Below are 15472 nucleotides of genomic sequence, written 5' to 3' on the forward strand. Positions count from 1 at the left end.
CGGACGGGAGCGGGACGGATGGAAGTGCCTCGGGCGGCCTGGGAGGCGATCGCACGGGAGATCGCGAGCGACGAGAGCCCGGTGGGCATCGACGCCAAGAAGACCCATATCATGATCCTGCACAGGCTCGACGACATCCAGCGCCGGCTGGAGCGGATCGAGGCCCGGCTGGAGGAGGAGCGCGGATGAGGTGGACGACGCTGGGGGCGGCGGTGCTGGTGACGGGGATGGGCGCGAGCCCGGCCCGGGCCCAGAGCGGGGACGAGGCGGCCGTGATGGCGGTCGTGGAGGGCATGTTCGACGCGATGCGCGCCAAGGATGCCGACGCGCTCCGGGCCCTGTTCACGGAGGATGCCCGGCTGGTCAGCACCGGCACGGACGCCGAAGGACGGGCCCGGGCCCGCGTGGTGCCCATGGCGGACTTCGCCACCAACATCGGGAGCGCCACGGCCTACCTGGACGAGCAGATCTGGGACGAGGAGGTCCGCATCCACGACAACCTGGCCACGGTCTGGGTCAAGTACGCCCTGTTCGTGGACCAGCAGTTCAGCCACTGCGGGGTGGATGCCTTCCAGCTCTTCAGGGGCGCGGACGGCTGGAAGATCTTCCAGATCGCCGACACGCAGCGGCGCCAGGAGTGCTGGATGCCGCCGTCCTAGGGCACGACGCAGCGAAGTGCACGCCCGACCCGCGCAGGCGTTCGCACGGGCGTGCACGATCCTGCACGGGGTCCGACGCTGGAGCGCGTCGGGCCCCGTTCGCGTAACCCGCTGTCCCGCATCGCGTTGAGGGATCCGGTCCAGGGGCGGTCCACCGCTTGCCCCCCGGTGGAGGCCGTACACGTCCTCGAACCGTCCGTCTGGAGCACGATCCCATGTTGGCTTCCCTGGCGCTCCTTGCCGTCCTGAGCGCGCCGTTCCCCGATACGCTCTCCCACGCCCCTGCCGCTGCGGACCCGTCGGCAGCAGCCGCCTTCGAGGCGGCGCGCTGGACCGGCCTGCCGTCCGCGACGACGTCGGATCCCGCGGATCCCGCGGACCCGGGCCCGGCCGACCAGATCGTCGAATACAGCGACGGCTACGGCACGCGGCTGAAGATCCATCGCTGGGCCAGCTACCTCACCGTCCCCCTCTTCGTCGGGCAGTATGTCGTGGGGCAGAAGCTCATCGACGGGGACGGCTCGTCCGGGCTGCGCTCGCTGCACGGCGCCCTCGCCGGGGGCGTCGCGGGCCTCTTCGTGGTCAACACCGTCACCGGCGGCTGGAACGCCATCGAGGCGTGGAAGGACCCCGAGGACCGCACCCGGCGCACGCTGCACACCGTGCTGATGCTGCTCGCCGATGCGGGCTTCGTGGCCACCGGAGCGCTGGCCAACGAGAACGAGCATGCGGGCCCCGGAGAGCGGGCCGACAACTCCAGCCACCGGGCCATGGCCATCGCCTCGATGGGCACCGCGCTCGTGGGCTACTCCATCATGCTCCCGATCTTCCGGAGGGACTAGAGCCATGCATGCGTTCGTGGACTGGCTGAGCGCCGTCATGGAGCCCTGGATCGACTTCTACGGAGGCTCGGCGCTCACGGAGACCGTCGTGATGTTCCTGCACCTGGGGGCGTTGCTGGCCGCGGGTGGACTCGCCTTCACGCTCGATCGGGCCGTCCTGCGCGCGCCGTCCGATCCCGAGGGTCGTGCCCGCCTGGCCGACACCCTGCACGACGCGCATCGCGCCGTGCTCGTCGGACTGGCGGTCATCACCGCCAGCGGCGTGCTGCTCACGCTGGCGGACCCCTCGGTGTTCCTGGAGTCGAGGGTCTACTGGGCCAAGATGGTCGCGGTCGGTGCGCTCCTGGTGAACGGCGTGTTCCTCAAGCGGTCGGGAGACCGGCTTCGTCGGGACCCGCTCGATGCGCGTGCGTTCGGCGGGTTACGGAGTGCGGCGCTGCGCAGCGCCGCCCTTTGGATGATCTCGTTGCTCGGGGGTGTGGCCATCACCCTCTACGCATGAGGAAGGGCACGCGCGAGCGCCCGTCCGGCACCGTGCCCGCCACCGGCGCGGCCCAGCCGTGCAGTGCCTGTGGCTCCTGCATGGCGCGACGTGACTTCGTGTTGCGCGGGCTCGGCACGGCGCTCCTGGCGGGTGTGTGGAGCGCGCTCCCGCGCGCGGCCGCAGCCAGCCCCATCGGCTGGCTGGAGGGCCGCACGGAGGGCGACGGGATCCGCTACCCGGTGCCGGCGGACGACGGCGTGCAGGTCGATCGCGGAAACGAGCTGATCGTCGTGCGGCACGCCGGCCTGGTCGCGGCGTTCGCGCTCTCCTGTCCGCACCAACGTTCGATGCTCAAGTGGCGGGAGAAGGACGGCATCTTCCGGTGCACGAAGCACGGTTCGGAATACTCGCCCGATGGCGCGTTCCTGCAGGGGCGCGCCACGCGCAACATGGATCGGCTGGGGATCCGTCTCGAAGGAGCCGAAGTCGTGGTGGACCCGGCCACCGTCTACAAGAGCGACGAAGACGCGGCCGGATGGGCCGCAGCCGTGGTCCGCATCGCCTGAGGAGGTGGAAGAGGGATGGAGAGGGGGGATCGAGGCAGGGGATGCTCGCCGGAGACGGACGGAGCGGAGGACCCGGACGTGCAGATGTGGGGTGGAGCCGGACGGGGGTCGGGCCCTGGCCGACGCGCCTTCCTCGAGGAAGGTGTGCGGCTCGCGGCGTTGGCGCTGTTGGCGGGCGCCTGCCGTGATGGCTCCATCACGGGTGCCGAGCTGGCCGTGGAGGTGGCGGTCCAGCTCGGTGCCTACCCCGCGCTCGCGGTGCAGGGAGGGGTCGCGCGCATCGCGGGCGTGAGCCCGCCGCTGGCGGTCGTGCACCTCGGCCCGGGCGCGTACGCTGCGCTGTCTCTGGTGTGCCCTCACCAGGGAGGGCGGGTGGACTGGACGGGAGCGGAGTTCGTCTGCGCCGAGCACGGAGCGCGCTTCGGCGTCGGGGGCACGTGGCAGGGCGGGCGACGGACGTCGGGGCTGCACACCTGGCGGACGGAGTACGATGCAGCCACGGACACGCTCACCATCTTCCCGTCCGCGTGAAGCCCGCGGCCCTACGGCTGCTTGAGGCCCAGCTTCTCCAGCTTGTAGAAGAGCGTGCGCACGCTGATGCCGAGGAGGCGTGCCGCCTGGGCCTTGTTGTCCCGGGTCCGCGCCAACGCCGCTTCGATCGCCGCGCGCTCCGCGCGGGCGACCGCGTCGGTCAAGGGCTCGACGCGGCCGTCCCCGGGCTCGCCCGGCTGCGTCCCGGCATCCTCCGGGAGCTCGACGTGCTCGATGCGCCCCTCGCCCGTCAGGAGCACGGCACGCTCGAGGACATTGAGCAGCTCCCGCACGTTGCCCGGCCAGCGGTAGCCCTGCAGGCGGGCGAGGACGTCGGGGGCGAGCGTCGCGTGGCGCGCGCCGATCCGCGCGGCGAACGCCTCGACCGCGCGTGGGGCCAGCGCCGCGATGTCCTCCGGCCGCTCGCGCAGCGGCGGAACGTGGATGGGGAAGACGTTGATGCGGTAGTAGAGATCCTCGCGGAAGGTCCCGTCCCGGACGCGTTGCGCGAGATCCTGGTGGGTGGCGGCCACGATGCGCACGTCCACGGACCGGGGCTGGTTCGACCCCAGGCGCTCCACCGAACCCTCCTGCAGGACCCGCAGCAGCTTCGGCTGCAGCGTCGATGGCATGTCGCCGATCTCGTCCAGGAAGAGCGTGCCGCCATCGGCGACCTCGAGCTTCCCGGGGCGGTCCTTCACGGCGCCGGTGTAGGCGCCCCGGGCGACGCCGAACAGCTCGGCCTCGAGCAGCTCGCTCGGGATGGCCGCACAGTTGACGGCCACGAACGAGCGGTCGCGGCGGGGGGAGGCGCGGTGGACCGCGCGCGCCACCACTTCCTTGCCGACTCCGGTCTCGCCGGTGACGAGCACGGTGGTGGGCGCCGGAGCGACCTGCCGCACGAGCGCGAGCACGCGCTGCATCCCGGCGCTCGCGGCCACGATCCCGTCCGCCTCCGGCGCCGGTGCGGGAGGCGCTCCGCCACGTGCGTCCAGCGCCCGGCCCACGAGCGCCTCCATCTCCTCCATGCCGAAGGGCTTGAGCACGTAGTCGAACGCTCCGGCCTTCAGGGCCTCGACCGCGGTCTCGACCGTGCCGAACGCCGTGATCAGGATGACGGGCACGCCGGGGTTGCGCTCGCGCACCCAGGCCAGCAGCTCGAGCCCGGTGCGGCCTGGCAGCTGGAGGTCCGTGACCACGGCCTCGATCCTCTCGGCGGCGAAGATCCGTTCGGCCTCCTCGGCGCTCGTGGCCGTGAGCACCCGGTAGCCACGGTCGCCGAGCCCCATCTCCACGATCCGGCGGATGCGCGGCTCGTCGTCGACGACCAGAACGGTCTCGTTCATGCGTTGGTCCCTTCGTGCGGCAGGGTCACGATCATGCGGGTCCCTCGGCCGAGCGTGCTCCGCACCTCCACCCGACCGCCATGAGCTTCAACGAGCTGACGCACGATGGGAAGGCCCAGCCCCGATCCGGCTCTGTGGGTGGTGACGAGCGGCTTCCAGATCTCGTCGAGCCGGTCGGGTGCGATGCCCGCGCCATCGTCTTCGACGACCAACCGCGCGCCGGCCGGGTCGGACGTGACGTGGACCGTGACGGAGCCGCCGGCGCTGCAGGCGCGGATGGCGTTGCTCACGAGGTTCACCACGACCTGTCGCAGCAGGTCGGGGTCGGCGTGCGCCGGCGTCGGACCGCCGGACAGCGCGAGGCGCACGCCCTTCTCCTCGGCATCGGACGCCAGGACGGCGAGCGCCGCGGAGGCCACGCCTTCGAGGTCGACGGCGCGGGGCGCGGGCGTGGAGGGGCGGCCGAAGACCAACAGGTCGTCCGCGAGGCGGGCCAGGCGCCCGACCTCGGCCTGCAGCATCTGCGTCACCTCCCGCTCACGAGGACCCGTGCCCGCGGAGCGGTCCAGCATCTCCGTCCCGGCCTTCAAGACGGACAGGGGCGTGCGGATCTCGTGTGCGAGGCTCTTGGTCAGGACACCCATGGCGGCGAGCGACTCCGTGCGGGCCAGCTCTGCGCGCGCGCCCTCGAGCCGCTCGAGCATCTGGCCCATGGCATCGGCGAGGACCCGGACCTCGGCCGGAGCCCAGCGCGAGGGCGTGGGGAGGGGGCCGGGCCGCTGCGCGTCGAGCTCGCGGGCGGCGACCGTCAGACGCCCCAGGCTGGAGGTAGCGGAGCGGCTCACGAGGAGGGCGGCCGGCAGCGCCAGCAGGAGGAAGAGCGCGGCGAGCGTGAGCAGCTGTCGTCCGGATGCGGCCAGGGCACGGACGACGTCGGCGCGGGCGCGGCCCGTGGAGATCCGGAGCGGACCGGCCGCGGTGGCCGCGGTTCGCGTTCCCCACAGCCAGGCCGACGGGTCGTCGTCGAGCGCGTCTCCGCGGTACAGGACGTGGTCCTCTTCGTCCTCGAGACGGGTGGTGGACAGGTCCAGCGGCAGCTCGGCCCTCAGGAAGGCCGGCAAGGGGGTCCACAGCACGATGCGGCCGAGCGGGGTGGCATCGACACGCGAGCGGACGTCGGCGGTGGCGACGACGCCGTCGGAGCGCAGGTGCACGCCGGCCGGGACGGTGCCGAGCGTGGCGCGCACCCAGCCCGGCAACGGGGTGCGGGTGGCCGGGTCGAGGCGCCCGGGATCGGACGCGGCGAGCACGCGGGCGCCCCGGACGTCGACGGCCGCTGCCTCGGTCCCGCCCCCCAGCGTCGCGGCGAGCTCGGCGAGCGATTCGGCGACCCGCTTGTCGATGTCGTCCACGGCGAGATCCTGCGACGTCTCCATCTCGGCCCAGAGCCGCGCCAGCCGCTCACGCTGGCGGAGCGACGCGGTCAGGCGCTCGGCGGCCACGTCGACCACGGACTCGAGCGCGCGGTGGGTCTCGGCTACCAGGCGTTCCTGACCGACGCGATATTCGCGGGCGACCACGCCGACCGTAGCGAGGACGATGAAGCCCGCGAGCAGGATCGCGAGCCGGCCACCGAGCGAGGTCATCCAGGGCGACCCGTTCGCCACCCGACTGTCCGAGGTATCCAGATCGTGCACCGCCGCTTCGAGCCCTCCGTCCTCCGCCGCATCCGGCGGGCTCTGGTCGGATGCGCCGCGTGGGCCGCGCTGTGCGGGGCCCCGCCGCTCCACGCGCAACTCCCGGCCCCACCCGTCGTCGGAGACGGCCCGCTGCAGCTGGGCGGATGGGCGGCCCTCACGCTCAGTCGCCCCGAGCACCCCGAGGAGGTCGAGCGGCCGGAGGTCAGCGAGCTGGTGGCCGCGCTCATCGGCTGGGGCCAGGTGTCGCGGCGCGCAAGCTATCTGGTCGAGCTCGACATGGCCAAGCGCACCACGTCCACCTGGACCGGGCGCGAAGCCGACGCCTGGTTGTCCCCGGTGCGCCTCTACGTGGAGCTCTCCGCGCGCGAATCCCTGCGGCTGCGCGTGGGCCGCTTCCTGACGCCGGTGGGACAGTGGAACGAGCTGCATGCCGACCCGCTCACGTGGAGCCCGACGCGTCCGCTGACCACGTATCGACCCTTCGCCAAGAGCACGACCGGCGTGTTGCTCGCCGGCGAAGGCGTGATCGCGGGGCGCGACTGGGGCTGGGCCACGTTCTGGGCGCCCGGTGTCGATCTCGACGGCGACCTGGAGGAGGACGAGGAGAACACGTTCGCGCGGGCCGCCGGAGGCCGTGTCGCCATGGAGGTGAGCCCCGGACTCACGGTGGGGGGCAGCATCGCTCGGTTGCGGCGGTCGCTGCCGCCGGAGGAGGACGCGGGCGGAGGTCCGCAGTGGAGCACGCGGGCCGACGCGCTCCGCCGTGACGACCCCGAACGGGAAGAGGAGGCCGAAGGCCGCACCCTGGTCGGGGCCGATCTGCGCTGGGAGTCGGCCCGGGCGCAGCTCGCACTGGAGGGGACCTGGCTGCGGGCAGCGGCGGAGGAGGTCGCCGAAGGGGGAGCGTTCGCGCGCCTGGCGGTCCGGATCGGAGGCCCGCTGTGGGCCGTGGCGCGGGTCGAGTCCTACCGCCCCATCGACGGTCGCACCGCCGACGTGGGCTACGTCGGGCTCACCGCCCGCCCCGACCGCCGTCTGGTGGTCAAGCTCGGGCGCCAGTTCACCCGGCGGCCCTCCACCCGGATCCCGGACGGATGGTTCCTGTCCTTCTCCTCGCTCTTCTAGGCGTCCCTCCGGGCGGACCCCGGCAGGAGGCGCCCCGGGTCTGCGCGGTCGCGCGCCCGGGCGCGCTGGACGTCGCGCCGGACCCCGAGCTGCTGCGGCGCATCTTCCTGTTGCGGCAGCGGAGCTGGCCGGATGGGACCCGTGCCCATCCGGTCAACCTCCCGGCGTCCTCCCCGCTGCGGGAGCGCTTCTCCCGCGCCGTGCTGGGCGAGTCGGTGCAGGCGCTGGCCGCCTACTGGAACGACCGCTACTTCCATGGCACGCGGCCCCCTCCGACCATGGCCTCCGAGGAGGCCGTGCTGCTGTTCGTGGAACGCACGTCCGGCGCCGTAGGCTATGTCGCGGAGGCGCGCACCCGGGGCCTGCCGGCCGACGTCCGGGTGCTGGGCTGCTTCTGACCTTCCCCCGGGGGGTACCGCCCCCGCGAGCGACGGCGGATCTTCCCCCATGCGCCGCGGGCCGTCACGCGCGGTCGATGGAAACTCCCCGTGGTCCCGTCGCCCCGGCGAGGGGCACGTCACCCGAGCTGCGGATCCCGTGTCGCCCACGCCCGAGGTCTACCGATCGCTGCTCCGTCTCTCCGCCCCGGTGGTGGTGGTGCAGGTGGGGATGATGGCCATGGGCGTCGTGGACACCCTCATGGTGGGGCGGGTCTCGGCCGCCGATCTCGGAGCCGTGGCGCTGGGCAACCTGTACTGGTTCTCCACGGTCATCTTCGGTCAGGGGACGCTGTTCGCGCTCGATCCGCTGGTCTCGCAGGCGGTGGGGGCCGACGACGAGCCCGGCGTGGCGCGCTCCGTCCAGCGCGGACTGCTCCTGGCGCTCGTGTTCGGGGCCGTGGCCGTGATCCTGTTGGCCCTGGCCGAGCCGGTGCTCCGCGCGCTCGATCAGCCTCCGGACGTCGTGCCCATCGCAGCCGGCTATTGCCGGGCGGCGATGGGTGGGACCCTCCCGTTCCTGGGGTTCGTGGTCTTCCGCCAGGCGCTGCAGGCGGCGGGGGTGCTGCGTCCGATCGTGGTCACCGTGCTCGCGGCCAACGTCCTGAATGCGGCGCTCAACTGGGTGCTCGTCTTCGGACATGCCGGTGCGCCGGCGCTGGGCGCCGTCGGGACCGGGTGGGCCTCCAGCGCGAGCCGGTGGGTGATGCTGATCGGCGTGGTGGGCCTCGCCTGGCCGCAGGTGGGGCCCTGGCTGCGGCGTCGACCGGAGGCCTTCCGGCCTGCGCCGGTGCTGCGCATGGTGCGACTGGGACTGCCCGTGGGCCTCCACATGGGCGCGGAATACGGCGCTTTCGCCATCACGGGCCTCCTGATGGGGACGCTCGGGACCATCGCGGTGGCGTCACACCAGATCACGCTCAACCTCGCGGCGCTCACGTTCATGGTGCCCCTCGGCGTGTCCCAGGCCACCGCGGTCCTCGTGGGTCGGGCCGTGGGTCGGGGCGACCCCGACGGCGCCCGGCGCGCGGCGCGCGCCGGCCTCACGGTGGGGACCGGCTTCATGGTGGTCTCCGCGGGCCTCTTCCTGGCCGTGCCGGACCTCCTGGCCCGCGCCTACACCGACGAACCCGGCGTGCTGGCGCTCGCCGTGCGCCTGATCCCTATCGCGGGGGTGTTCCAGATCGTCGATGGCCTGCAGGTCGTCGCGGCCGGCACGCTGCGCGGGGTGGGCGACACCACGGTGCCGATGTTCGCCGGTCTGCTGGGCTTCTACGCGGTGGGCCTGCCCATCGGCTTCGCGCTGTCCCGCACCGAGGGAGCGGCGGGCGCACCGGGTCTGTGGTGGGGCCTGGCGGTGGGTCTCGGGGCGGTGGCGGCGTTCCTGCTCCTGCGGGTCTGGATCCGTTTCCGGGGCGCGCTGGAGCGCCTGGAGATCGACGAGGTGGCACCGTCGGTCGGGTGAGTGCGGCGGCGCCCGCAGGGCCGCCGCAACGGGACCGGCCGTCGGTGGGGTTCGGACCCCGCCCCGAGGGGCCGGGGAACGCAACCCGGATGCACGCTGTCCTCCACACCCGCCTTCCCGCTAGGTTGCGCCAGCCCACCCCAACCACCACGCAATGACCCGGATTCCGCTCTTCCCGCTTCCGATCGTGCTGCTGCCCGAGGGGCTGCTCCCCCTCCACATCTTCGAGCCTCGCTACCGCCGCATGGTGGCACGCTGCCTGGAGTACGACCGCCGCTTCGGGCTCGTCTTCCACGACCCCGACCGCAGCGGGCCCTTCCTGAGCGAGCCGGGGCGGGTGGGGTGCGTGGCCGAGATCGAGACCTTCGAGCTGCTCGAGGACGGCCGGTCGCTGATCGTCACCCGCGGCAGCGAGCGGTTCCGCATCGTGGCCGGCGTCGAGACGGGCACCCCGTACTACGAGGCGGACGTGGAGCCCTACGAGGACGTGGACGGCGTCGCGCCGGCGTTCCTGAAGCGCCGTCGCGAAACCTCGCTGGAGCTGTTCCGCGCGGTGCTGGAGCGGCTCCCCAGTGGACCCGACGGCCCCGACGGCCTCGACGCCGACGCGGATGTCTCGTTCCGCCTGGCCGCGGCCCTGCACGCCGATGCCGATTGGATGCAGGACTTCCTCGAGCTGCGCGAGGAAGCCGCCCGCCTGGACCGGCTGGACCACGTCTTCCGGGCCGTGCTCGACGCCGGCCCTCCCTCGCGCGCCTGACGGGGCCGGCGCGATGCGGTTGACCCGGCTGGCCATCCCCGACGTGGCGCTCATCGACCTGGTGCGTCACGGCGATGCGCGCGGCTTCTTCGAGGAGAGCTGGCGCGCGTCCCGGTTCCGTGCGTTGGGCCTGGATGTCGAGTTCGTGCAGGACAACCTTGCACGCTCCTCGCGGGGTGTCCTGCGCGGGTTGCACTACCAGCTGCCGCCGGCCGCGCAGGGAAAGCTGGTGCGCGTGACGCGCGGACGCGTGTTCGACGTCGCGGTCGATCTGCGCACGGGCTCCTCGACGTTCGGGCGCTGGGTGGGCGCGGAGCTGTCGGAGGACGTGCCGCGCCTGTTGTGGGTGCCGCCGGGCTTCGCGCACGGCTACCTGGTGCTGTCGGAGTCCGCCGACTTCACCTACAAGGTCACCGCGGAGTACGCGCCCGAGCTCGAGCGGGGCCTCGTCTGGAACGATCCCACGGTGGACATCGATTGGCCGTGGGACGGCGAGCCGGAGCTGTCGTCCCGGGATCGTGCCCTTCCGGACCTCGCGAGCGCCGCGCACGTTCCGGCGACGCCGTGAGCGGGAGCGAACCCTCCGCGGCTCCGCTCGAGGTGCTGCGCACCGCGCGCGTCTGGACGTGGGGTCCCGCGGAGGCGCGCGACGCCTGGATCGTGCTCCACGGCTACCGTCAGCTCGCGGGCCGCTTCCTGCGTCGCTTCGCGCCGCTGGTCGACCAGGGCGTACGCGTCGTCGCTCCGGAGGGGCTGTCCCGCTTCTATCTGGACGACGACGGCGGACCGCACGGCCCCGAGGCGCGCATCGGGGCCACGTGGATGACGCGCGAGGATCGCGACGCGGAGATCCGCGACTACGTGCGGTACCTGGACCGGGTATGGCAGGAACGCCTCCCGGCTGCGGTGGAGCGCGTGACGGTGCTCGGCTTCTCCCAGGGAGTGCACACCGCGGCGCGCTGGTTGAGCTTCGGCCGGGGCGCGCCCGCGCGGCTCGTGCTCTGGGGTGCAGGCCTTCCCGGTGACCTCGACCTGGACGCGGTGCAGCCGCGGTGGCGGGAGGTGGACGTGGTGCTGGTCCACGGGGCGTCGGATCCGGCCCATCCGCAGGCCGGGCGGGCGCGCGACGATGCACGTCTGCGCGGAGCGGGGATCGCGTTCCGCCGACTCGAGCATCCCGGCGGTCACCGCATCGACGCCGACCTGCTCAGAACTCTCCGATGAAGGCGATCTCGGGCACGAGCGTGTAGCCGAGGCGCTTCTGGACCGTGTTGCGCGCGAGGTCGATCAGCGTGCGGACGTCCGCGGCCGTGGCGCCGCCCAGATTGACGATGATGTTCGCGTGCTTGTGGAAGATGCCGGCGCCGCCATGCACGACGCCTTTGAGCCCGCACTCGTCGATCAGACGGCCCGCGCCGATGCCTTCGATCTTCTGGAAGATCGAGCCCGCGCAGGGATAGAGCCACAGATCGGGATGTCGTTCATCCCGCCACATCAGGTTCTCCCGCATCACCTGCCGTAGCGTCTCCAGCGGCGTCGGCTCCAGCCGGAACGTGGCGCTCAGCACGATGTCGGCGCGGTGGTGCAGCACGGATTGGTCATAGCCGAACTCGAAGTACTCCACCCCCACCGTGCGGCGCTCGCCCTCCTCGGTCAGCAGATCCGCGGACTCCAGCACCTCCTCGATGAACACCGTGCGCGCCCGCTCGGGGGCGGGGGAGAGGAAGTGCAGGTTCTGCCACAGCGCCCCGCCCACCGTGCTGGGGATTCCCACGAAGTGGTGCAGCCCGCCCAGCTCCCGTGCCACGGTCGCGTCGATGAGGTCCGGGAAGGTCTCCACCCCGCTGCCGGCGCGCACGCGGTTCCCGTCCAGGAACTCGATGCCGCCCACCTCGCTGCGGATGACCAGGCCGCGGAAGCCGCGGTCGCCCACCAGGATGTTGGCGCCCTTGCCGAGCACGAACCACGGGACGCCCGCGGCGCGCGCGGCCGTCACGGCGTCGACCAGGTCGTCGGCGGTGCGCGCGCGGAAGAGCAGGTCCGCGGGCCCGCCGATGCGGAACGTCGTGAGCGGTGCCAGCGGGACGTCCCGCTCCAGGCGGGCGGAGCCGAGCGCGGCGCTCAGCTGCTGGACGGCGTCGGGGGCGAGGGTCGGCATGGCGGCCTAAGATAGGCGGCGCGACCCGCCCTGGGGAGCGCGGTCCGGCCGCGACCGCCGTCGAGGATCCGTGGCGCGGCGCCCGAGCGCGGCGCGGAGACGCCGCTCCGGACTCAACGGCGGGTGTACAACCCGTCGAAGAGGGTCGACCAGGTGGAGCCTCCATCGGTGGACGACTCCCAGTGCTGGCGCACGCGGTCGGGATCTCCGTCGACGCGGCGCCACGTGATGCGCTGCATCGTCGTTGCGCCGTTCTGCCCCCGGGTCTCGCCCCGGAGCACCATGGCGTCCCCTTCCAGACCGCCTTCCAGCAGGAGCAGCGTTCCCGCGTTGTCCACCCAGGTCTGGTGCCATACGCCGCGACGCCGGTCCCAGGTGTTGTAGCTCTCGCCCACGTTCCCCCCGGCGCCTTCCCAGTGCTCCTGCACGGCGCATCCGGCCAGGATGGAGTCGACCCGGTTGGTGCCGACCACCTGTCCGGCAGGGTTCGTCACCTCCCAGGTCCCCACCCAGAAATCGAACTGGCGGTGCTCCGGCGCGGCGCAGGTGGGTGGCGCGGGCTGCTGCGCCGCGGCCGGGGCCGCGAGCACCAGCAGCGCGGCGATGAGGGTCGGGAGCAACGAGCGCGCGTACGGCATCGGAACCTCGGGGCAGGGGAGCGTCAGCGCCGTGCTGCGATACGGGGTCCGCGCCACGTCGCTTACCGGAGAGGGCTGCCTGAGACCCTCAGCCCTCGCGCAACGCCTCGACAGGATCGACGCGGGTCGCGCGCAGCGCCGGGACGATGCACGCGAGTGCCCCCACGCCCAGCAACGCCACCGGCAGCAGCATGAAGGTGGCCGGATCGGTGGGCGCGACGCCGTAGAGGAGCCCCTCCACCAGACGGGTCGCCCAGAACGCGAGGACCAGTCCCACCAGGGCGCCGAGGAGGACCGGCCCGAGCCCCTCCCGGACGATCATGCCGGTCACGCGGGCGCGGCCCGCGCCCAACGCGACGCGAACGCCGATCTCGCGGATCCGGCCGGACACGCCGTAGGACACCACCCCGTAGATGCCGACCGCCGCCAACAGCAGGGCGAGCGCGCCGAAGATCCCCAAGACACGGCTGGTCAGGCGCGGGGCCGCCAGGGACGCCTGCAGGCGGTCGTCGAGGGTGCGCAGATCGGCCAGCGGAAGATCGGGGTCGATCTCCGCCATCGCAGCCCGCACGGACGGCACGAGCGCCAGCGGCTCCTCTCGTGCGCGCAACACCACGCTGAGGCCGCGCGGCCAGTAGTATCCGGAACGGGCCGCTTGCTGGTGCGCCAGATAGACGGCCGGGACGGTCTCCTCATCCAGGCGGTTGGCGTACTGCTCGCGGGCCACACCGACGACGGTGATCCAATTCACGTACGGGGTGCCGTCGCCATCCGACCTCTCGTAGCCCCAGCGTTTCCCCACCGCGCTCTCGCCCGGCCAGTACGTGCGCGCCATGGTCTCGCTCACGACGCCCACGAGCGCCCCCTCCGGCGTATCCGTGGGCAGGAAGCCCCGGCCCTCAAGGATCGGGATGCCCAGCGTCTCGAAGAACCCCGTGCTGACGATGGACACGCGCGCGTTCCACGCGAGATCTCCCTCCCCGCGGGGCGGCCGATCGTCCAGGGCGAAGTCCCACCGATTGCCCGCGCCGCCGAAGGGGAGCGCATCGCCGAGCGCCACTGCGGTCACCCCCGGCACGGCGGCGAGACGCTCGGTGAGACGCGCGAAGACCATCGGTGTCTGCGCGTCGTTCGGATACCGCGCCGTGGGGAGCGTGAGCTCGAAGGACATGAGACGCTCGGCGTCGAACCCGGGATCCGTCCGCACGAGGCGCTCCAGGCTGCGGCCGACGAGCGCCGCGAGGATCACGACCACGAGCCCCAGCCCGACCTCGGTGACGACGAGCCCGTCGCGCAGCGTGGAGCGACCGCGGCTGCCGATCGCGCGGGTGCCCGAGCCAGGAGTGATCCCCCGACGACGTGTGAGCGCGAGGGCGGGCAGCACGCTGAAGAGCAGGGCGGTCAGGACGCCCGTCCCCACGGCGAACGCGACGACGGCGCCGTTGATGCGCACCTCGTCGAGCCGGGGCAGCGCCCGGGGGTCGATGGCGATGAGCGCGTCCGTGACCCCGTGCGCGAGGAGGAGGCCGAGCAGCGCGGCACCGCCCGACAGCACCAGGCTCTCGGTGACGAGCTGTCGGACGATGCGGGTCCGTCCGGCCCCGAGCGCGGTCCGCAGCGTCAACTCGAACGAGCGACGCTCGCCCCGCGCGAGCAGCAGGTTGGCGACGTTCGCACAGGCGATGAGCAGCACCAGGCCTGCCGCGACCAGCAGGATGCGCAGGATGCGCGGCGCATCGCCCAGCAGGTCCGCCTTGAGCGAGGTGGCCCAGGCGAAGTGCGCGACGTTGTGCTCGTATGCCGCGGCCCAGCGCGCGTTGCTGACGGTGAGCTCCGAATCCAGGTCGGCCAGCGTGGCATCGGGGCGCAGTCGGGCCACGACCCGTACCCCGTGACCGCCTCGGGTCCCCTCTGTGGATCGGTCCAGCCCGAGCGGCACCCAGGCGCGGGCCTCGTCCGGGAACGCGAAGCCCCGGGGCATCACGCCGAGCACCCGGGTGGCTTGTCCGTTCAACTCCACCGAGCGTCCCACGATCGCGGGGTCGGCGCCGAAGCGCTCCGTCCACAATCCATGTCCGAGGACGACCGTGGGAGAGGCTCCGGTCCGGTCGTCCTCCACCTCGAACCACCGGCCCAGGGCGGGAGGGACGCCGAGGACTCGCACCAGGGACGCCGAGACGCGACCGACCGCGAGGCGCTCCGGTTCCGCGTCCCCGCCGGTGAGGCTGCGGGTGCCCCCACGATAGAACGCCACGGCCTCCAGGCTTCCCGTCTCCTCCGCCAGGTCCAGCGCCTCGGGTCCGGAGAGATCGAACTTCGGGATGTCGAAGCCGGACGGGGGCAGGTAGCGCATCCACACGTCCACGATCCGGTCGGCATCCGGATAGGGAAGCGGCTGCACCGCGACGCCCCACGCGACGCTGAAGGCGGCCACCGTGGCGCCGATGGCGAGCGTGAGCGTGAGCGCTGCCACGCCGGCGAAGCTCCAGTCGCGCCGGAACTGGCGCACGGCGAACCGGAGGTCCTGCGTCGTCTCATCCCACCACCGCTTCCGCCTCATCCGCCCGTCCCTCCTCCGTCCCAGGTCACGGCAGGTCGACTTCACCCGCTCGATGTCACCGAAGCGTCGCAGCGCCTCGGCGCGGGCGGCCTCCTCGGACCACCCGCGTGCTGTCAGCTCGCGCACCCGCATCGCGATGTGGAACGCGAGCTCCTCGTCCACCTCGCGCTCGACCGGCGGGCCCACTCCCTCGTCGCGCAT

Annotated in this window: 17 protein-coding genes; 12 read left to right on the forward strand and 5 right to left on the reverse strand. The window is 72.8% G+C overall.

Annotated features, from left to right (window positions below):
- The first annotated feature begins 18 nt into the window (after positions 1-18).
- The 6 genes from R3E98_03935 to R3E98_03960 all read left to right on the forward strand — a co-directional run bounded on the left by R3E98_03935 (position 19) and on the right by R3E98_03960 (position 3082).
- Positions 19-189: a hypothetical protein gene (locus tag R3E98_03935; GenBank protein ID MEZ4422533.1), complete on the forward strand. Its 171-nt coding sequence runs from the start codon at positions 19-21 to the stop codon at positions 187-189.
- Positions 186-659 carry a nuclear transport factor 2 family protein gene (locus R3E98_03940; GenBank protein MEZ4422534.1) on the forward strand — a complete coding sequence of 158 codons (474 nt, stop codon included), beginning with the start codon at positions 186-188 and terminating at the stop codon, positions 657-659. The genes R3E98_03935 and R3E98_03940 overlap by 4 nt, the downstream gene beginning before the upstream one ends.
- Before the next feature lie 215 nt (positions 660-874).
- Positions 875-1501 carry a hypothetical protein gene (locus tag R3E98_03945; protein ID MEZ4422535.1) on the forward strand — a complete coding sequence of 209 codons (627 nt, stop codon included), beginning with the start codon at positions 875-877 and terminating at the stop codon, positions 1499-1501.
- A 4-nt stretch (positions 1502-1505) separates the two neighbouring features.
- Positions 1506-2003: a hypothetical protein gene (locus R3E98_03950; protein MEZ4422536.1), complete on the forward strand. Its 498-nt coding sequence runs from the start codon at positions 1506-1508 to the stop codon at positions 2001-2003.
- Positions 2004-2083: 80 nt separating this feature from the next.
- On the forward strand, positions 2084-2551 hold the full coding sequence (locus R3E98_03955; protein ID MEZ4422537.1) for a Rieske (2Fe-2S) protein: 468 nt from the start codon (positions 2084-2086) through the stop codon (positions 2549-2551).
- Positions 2552-2635: 84 nt separating this feature from the next.
- The gene (locus R3E98_03960; protein ID MEZ4422538.1) at positions 2636-3082 is read left to right on the forward strand and encodes a Rieske 2Fe-2S domain-containing protein; all 447 of its coding nucleotides are present in this window, start codon (positions 2636-2638) and stop codon (positions 3080-3082) included.
- A gap of 11 nt (positions 3083-3093) precedes the next feature.
- Here R3E98_03960 and R3E98_03965 read toward each other — a convergent pair whose 3' ends face one another.
- Both R3E98_03965 and R3E98_03970 read right to left on the reverse strand, forming a co-directional pair.
- Positions 3094-4428: a sigma-54 dependent transcriptional regulator gene (locus R3E98_03965; GenBank protein ID MEZ4422539.1), complete on the reverse strand. Its 1335-nt coding sequence runs from the start codon at positions 4426-4428 to the stop codon at positions 3094-3096.
- Complete coding sequence (locus R3E98_03970; GenBank protein MEZ4422540.1) at positions 4425-6125, reverse strand: HAMP domain-containing sensor histidine kinase; 1701 nt, start codon at positions 6123-6125, stop codon at positions 4425-4427. The genes R3E98_03965 and R3E98_03970 overlap by 4 nt, the downstream gene beginning before the upstream one ends.
- Between R3E98_03970 and R3E98_03975 the strand changes: the two genes are divergently transcribed.
- From R3E98_03975 to R3E98_04000, 6 genes are all read left to right on the forward strand, one after another.
- Entirely contained in the window at positions 6120-7253 is a 1134-nt protein-coding gene (locus tag R3E98_03975) for a hypothetical protein (protein MEZ4422541.1), read from the forward strand. The genes R3E98_03970 and R3E98_03975 overlap by 6 nt on opposite strands.
- Positions 7223-7651, forward strand: coding sequence for a hypothetical protein (locus tag R3E98_03980; protein MEZ4422542.1), 429 nt, complete (start codon positions 7223-7225; stop codon positions 7649-7651). The genes R3E98_03975 and R3E98_03980 overlap by 31 nt, the downstream gene beginning before the upstream one ends.
- A 139-nt stretch (positions 7652-7790) precedes the next feature.
- Positions 7791-9155 (forward strand): MATE family efflux transporter, encoded by a 1365-nt coding sequence (locus R3E98_03985; protein ID MEZ4422543.1) that lies wholly within the window; start codon positions 7791-7793, stop codon positions 9153-9155.
- Between the two features lie 154 nt (positions 9156-9309).
- Positions 9310-9915: an LON peptidase substrate-binding domain-containing protein gene (locus tag R3E98_03990; GenBank protein ID MEZ4422544.1), complete on the forward strand. Its 606-nt coding sequence runs from the start codon at positions 9310-9312 to the stop codon at positions 9913-9915.
- 13 nt (positions 9916-9928) lie between these two features.
- A complete protein-coding gene (rfbC, locus tag R3E98_03995; GenBank protein ID MEZ4422545.1) occupies positions 9929-10483 on the forward strand; it encodes a dTDP-4-dehydrorhamnose 3,5-epimerase in 555 nt (184 codons plus the stop codon).
- Positions 10480-11139 (forward strand): hypothetical protein, encoded by a 660-nt coding sequence (locus tag R3E98_04000; GenBank protein ID MEZ4422546.1) that lies wholly within the window; start codon positions 10480-10482, stop codon positions 11137-11139. The genes rfbC and R3E98_04000 overlap by 4 nt, the downstream gene beginning before the upstream one ends.
- Here the strand turns inward: R3E98_04000 and murB are convergent.
- The 3 genes from murB to R3E98_04015 form a co-directional block, all read right to left on the reverse strand.
- Positions 11123-12073, reverse strand: a complete 951-nt coding sequence (gene murB, locus R3E98_04005; protein ID MEZ4422547.1) for a UDP-N-acetylmuramate dehydrogenase — start codon at positions 12071-12073, stop codon at positions 11123-11125. The two genes, R3E98_04000 and murB, sit on opposite strands and share 17 nt — an antisense overlap.
- Positions 12074-12186: 113 nt before the next feature.
- The gene (locus R3E98_04010) at positions 12187-12711 is read right to left on the reverse strand and encodes a hypothetical protein (GenBank protein ID MEZ4422548.1); all 525 of its coding nucleotides are present in this window, start codon (positions 12709-12711) and stop codon (positions 12187-12189) included.
- 88 nt (positions 12712-12799) lie between these two features.
- Positions 12800-15472, reverse strand: coding sequence for an ABC transporter permease (locus R3E98_04015; protein MEZ4422549.1), 2673 nt, complete (start codon positions 15470-15472; stop codon positions 12800-12802).

The organism is Gemmatimonadota bacterium, from assembly GCA_041390125.1.
GTDB lineage: Bacteria > Gemmatimonadota > Gemmatimonadetes > Longimicrobiales > Gaopeijiaceae > JAGQIF01.